This window comes from Streptomyces spiramenti (assembly GCF_012034385.1).
GTDB classification, from domain to species: Bacteria; Actinomycetota; Actinomycetes; order Streptomycetales; family Streptomycetaceae; genus Streptomyces; species Streptomyces spiramenti.
The window spans coordinates 1-3,908 of record NZ_JAAVJB010000344.1; the positions used below are offsets into that span (position 1 = coordinate 1).

Annotated in this window: 2 protein-coding genes; one reads left to right on the forward strand and one right to left on the reverse strand. The window is 72.4% G+C overall.

Annotation, left to right across the window (positions count from 1 at the left end):
* Positions 1 to 101: 101 nt before the first annotated feature.
* Positions 102 to 3,014, reverse strand: a complete 2,913-nt coding sequence (gene topA / locus HCJ92_RS22890) for a type I DNA topoisomerase (RefSeq protein ID WP_167935514.1) — start codon at positions 3,012 to 3,014, stop codon at positions 102 to 104.
* 386 nt (positions 3,015 to 3,400) lie between these two features.
* Between topA and HCJ92_RS22895 the strand changes: the two genes are divergently transcribed.
* Positions 3,401 to 3,775, forward strand: a complete 375-nt coding sequence (locus HCJ92_RS22895) for a DUF2752 domain-containing protein (RefSeq protein ID WP_338054338.1) — start codon at positions 3,401 to 3,403, stop codon at positions 3,773 to 3,775.
* The last annotated feature ends 133 nt before the right edge of the window (positions 3,776 to 3,908 follow it).

The following is a 3,908-nucleotide window of genomic DNA, read 5'->3' on the forward strand; positions in this document are numbered from 1 at the left end:
CCGCCGTCCGGTGGTGGCCGGTCGGCGGCGGGCGGCGGGTGCGGTGGCAACGAACCACCGCGAGGCGGGCGGGGCCGAAAAACGACGGCCGCCGGCGAACGCTACTCGGCGGTTCCGGCCGCGGCGGTCTTCTTGGTCGCCGTCTTCTTCGCGGCGGTCTTGGTCGCCGCTTTCTTGGCCGTCGTCTTCTTCGCGGCCGTCTTCTTCGCGGCGGTCTTGGTCGCCGCCTTCTTGGCCGTCGTCTTCTTCGCGGCCGTCGTCTTGGTGGCGGCCTTCTTGGTGGCGGTCTTCTTGGCCGTCTTCTTCGCCGGGCCCTTGGCACGCTTCTCGGCAAGCAGCTCGTAGCCGCGTTCCGGCGTGATGGTCTCGACGTCGTCGTCCCGGCGCAGCGTCGCGTTGGTCTCGCCGTCGGTGACGTACGGGCCGAACCGGCCGTCCTTGACGACGACGGGGCGCTCGGTCTGCGGGTCGGTGCCCAGTTCCTTCAGCGGCGGCTTCGCGGCGGCGCGCCCCCGCTGCTTGGGCTGGGCGTAGATGGCGAGCGCCTCTTCGAGGGTGACCGTGAAGAGCTGCTCCTCGTCCGTCAGCGAACGGGAGTCGGTGCCCTTCTTCAGGTAGGGCCCGTAGCGCCCGTTCTGCGCGGTGATCTCCACGCCCTCGGCGTCCGTGCCGACCACTCGGGGGAGCGACAGCAGCCGCAGCGCGTCCTGGAGCGTGACGGTGTCGAGCGCCATCGAGCGGAGCAGCGACGCGGTCCGCGGCTTGGGCGCGTTCTTGGCCGCCTTGCCGCCCTTGGCGCGGGCGGCCTCGACCTCGGGGACGACCTCGGTGACGTAGGGGCCGTAGCGGCCGTCCTTGGCGACGATCAGATGCCCGGTCGCCGGGTCGGTGCCGAGTTCGGTGTCGCCGCTGGGCTTGGCCAGGAGTTCCTTGGCGAGTTCCAGGGTCAGCTCGTCGGGCGGCAGGTCCTCGGGGACGTCGGCGCGCTTGGCGGGAGCGCCGTCATCGCCCTCGTCGGTCGCCTCGACGTAGGGGCCGTAACGGCCGACGCGAAGCACGACGCCCTCCCCGACGGGGAAGGACGACACCTCGCGGGCGTCGATGGCGCCGAGGTCGGTGACCAGCGCTTTCAGTCCGCCGAGGTGGTCGGGGTCGGAGGCGGCGTCCGCGGCGTCGGCGGGCGATCCCGCCGGACGGGCGTCCCCCTCGGCTGCGTCGGTGCCGAAGTAGAACCGGCGCAGCCACGGCACGGCCTCCGCCTCGCCGGCGGCGATGCGGTCGAGGTCGTCCTCCATCTTCGCGGTGAAGCCGTAGTCGACGAGCCGGCCGAAGTGGAGCTCCAGCAGGTTGACGACGGCGAAGGAGAGGAACGACGGAACGAGCGCGGTCCCCTTCTTGAAGACGTAGCCGCGGTCGAGGATGGTGCCGATGATGGAGGCATAGGTGGAGGGTCGGCCGATCTCCCGCTCCTCCAGCTCCTTGACCAGGGTGGCCTCGGTGAAGCGGGCAGGCGGCTTGGTGGCGTGGCCGTCGACGGAGATCTCGCGTGCCGCCAGCGCGTCGCCCTCGGCGACCTGCGGCAGTCGCCGCTCACGGTCGTCGAGGTCGGCGGCGGGGTCGTCGGAGCCCTCGACGTACGCCTTGAGGAAGCCGTGGAAGGTGATGACCTTGCCGGAGGCGGAGAACTCGCAGTCGCGGCCGTCCGCGGCACGCCCGCCGACCTTCACGGTGACGGACTGGCCGACGGCGTCCTTCATCTGGGAGGCGACGGTCCGCTTCCAGATCAGCTCGTAGAGGCGGAACTGCTCGCCGGTGAGGCCGGTCTCGGCCGGGGTGCGGAAGCGGTCGCCGGAGGGGCGGATCGCCTCGTGCGCCTCCTGCGCGTTCTTGACCTTCCCGGCGTAGGTGCGGGGGCGGTCGGGCAGGTAGTCGGCGCCGTAGAGCTGCGTCACCTGGGCGCGGGCGGCGCGGACCGCGGTGTCCGAGAGCGTCGTGGAGTCGGTCCTCATATAGGTGATGAAGCCGTTCTCGTACAGCCGCTGCGCGACCTGCATCGTCGGCTTGGCGCCCATGCCGAGCTTCCGCGACGCCTCCTGCTGGAGGGTGGTGGTGCGGAACGGCGCGTAGGGGGACCGCCGGTAGGGGCGGGACTCCACCGAGCGGACGGCGTAGCTCGTCTCGGCCAGCGCGGCGGCCAGCGCGCGGGAGGCCGGCTCGTCGAGGTGCTGGACCTGGTCGGGCTGCTTCAGCCGGCCGTCGGAGCCGAAGTCGCGGCCCTGGGCGACGCGACGGCCGTCGACCGAGACCAGTCGCGCGTCGAAGGCGGCGGCGTCGCCCTCTCCCCCGGCGCCGGAGGCGAAGGTGCCGGTGAGGTCCCAGTACTCGGCGGTGCGGAACGCGATCCGCTCGCGTTCCCGCTGGACGACCATGCGGGTCGCCACCGACTGGACACGGCCGGCGGAGAGCCGCGGCATGACCTTCTTCCACAGCACCGGCGAGACCTCGAAGCCGTAGAGGCGGTCGAGGATGCGCCGGGTCTCCTGGGCGTCCACCAGGCGCTGGTTCAGTTCGCGAGGGTTGGCGACGGCTGCCCGGATCGCGTCCTTGGTGATCTCGTGGAAGACCATGCGCCGCACCGGCACCTTGGGCTTGAGCACCTCTCGCAGGTGCCAGGCGATCGCCTCGCCCTCGCGGTCCTCATCGGTGGCGAGGTAGAGCTCGTCGGATTCGGCGAGCAGGTCCTTGAGCTTGCGGACCTGCTCCTTCTTGTCGCTGTTCACGACGTACAGCGGCTGGAAGCTCTCGTCGACGTTGACCCCGAGCCGCGCCCACGGCTCGCCCTTGTACTTCGCGGGCACCTCCGCGGCGCTGCTCGGCAGGTCGCGGATGTGCCCGACGCTGGCCTCGACCACATACCCGGGCCCGAGGTAGCCCTTGATCGTCTTGGCCTTGGCAGGCGACTCGACGATCACAAGTCGGCGCCCGCCGTTCGCGGTCTCGCTGGTCGGGGACAACGTCTGTCTCTTCTCTCCGGTCGGCTCGGCCCCGTTCGGGGGCTGCTCCCGGGAAGGTCCGGGTTCGGGGGTACTCGTGCGGAGTGTGACGCTACCTCCCGCCTGCGTGTCAAGCGGGAACACCCCACCACAGCTCTCACGCTGCCTCTCGACGGTAACCCGACGAGGCCGCACTCCGCCGCCGGATGGCGCGCAGTGGGTGCTCTGGCAATATGACGGGACCGCGGTACTGGCCATTCGGCGGCGCCGGAAGCGGGCCGGCCGCCGTGCGGCCCGGCGGGGCACGACACGGGCGGCCGGGACCGGCGGAACGGGCCGGAGCGGGCTCGGTGACGGGGGCGAGGACGATGAGCCGGACACGGCTGCCGCGGGGCGGACGACGCGGCGTGCCACCGCTCGTGGCGCCCCTCGCGGTGCTGGGCGTCGGCGCCGCCGCCTCGTTGTACCTGGTGAACACCGACCCCCACCAGGAGGGGCAGTGGCTGCCGCGCTGCCCCTTCAACTGGCTGACCGGACTCCTCTGCCCGGTCTGCGGCGGCACCCGCATGGTGTACGACCTGCTCCACGGGGACCTGGCCGCCGCCTTCCACGACAACGCCGTGTTGCTGGTCCTCGGGGTGCCGGCGGCGCTGACCCTCTACGGGCGCTGGCTGCTTGCGGCGGCACGCGGCAGACGCGAACCGCCGCAGGTGGGGAACCGGGGAGCCCTCATGGTGCTCTCGGTGGCATCGGTGTGGATGGTGGCACGGAACCTGATGTGAGCCCGCCGGCGCCCGCCCGCCGCTCGGACCGGCTCACGCCGGGGCGTGTCGCGGAGTCCGCCCCTGCGTGGCGACGGCTCGGCACGGCGACCGCCCCGGGGGGGCGGCGACCGCCCGGGCGGCGCCGGGGCGG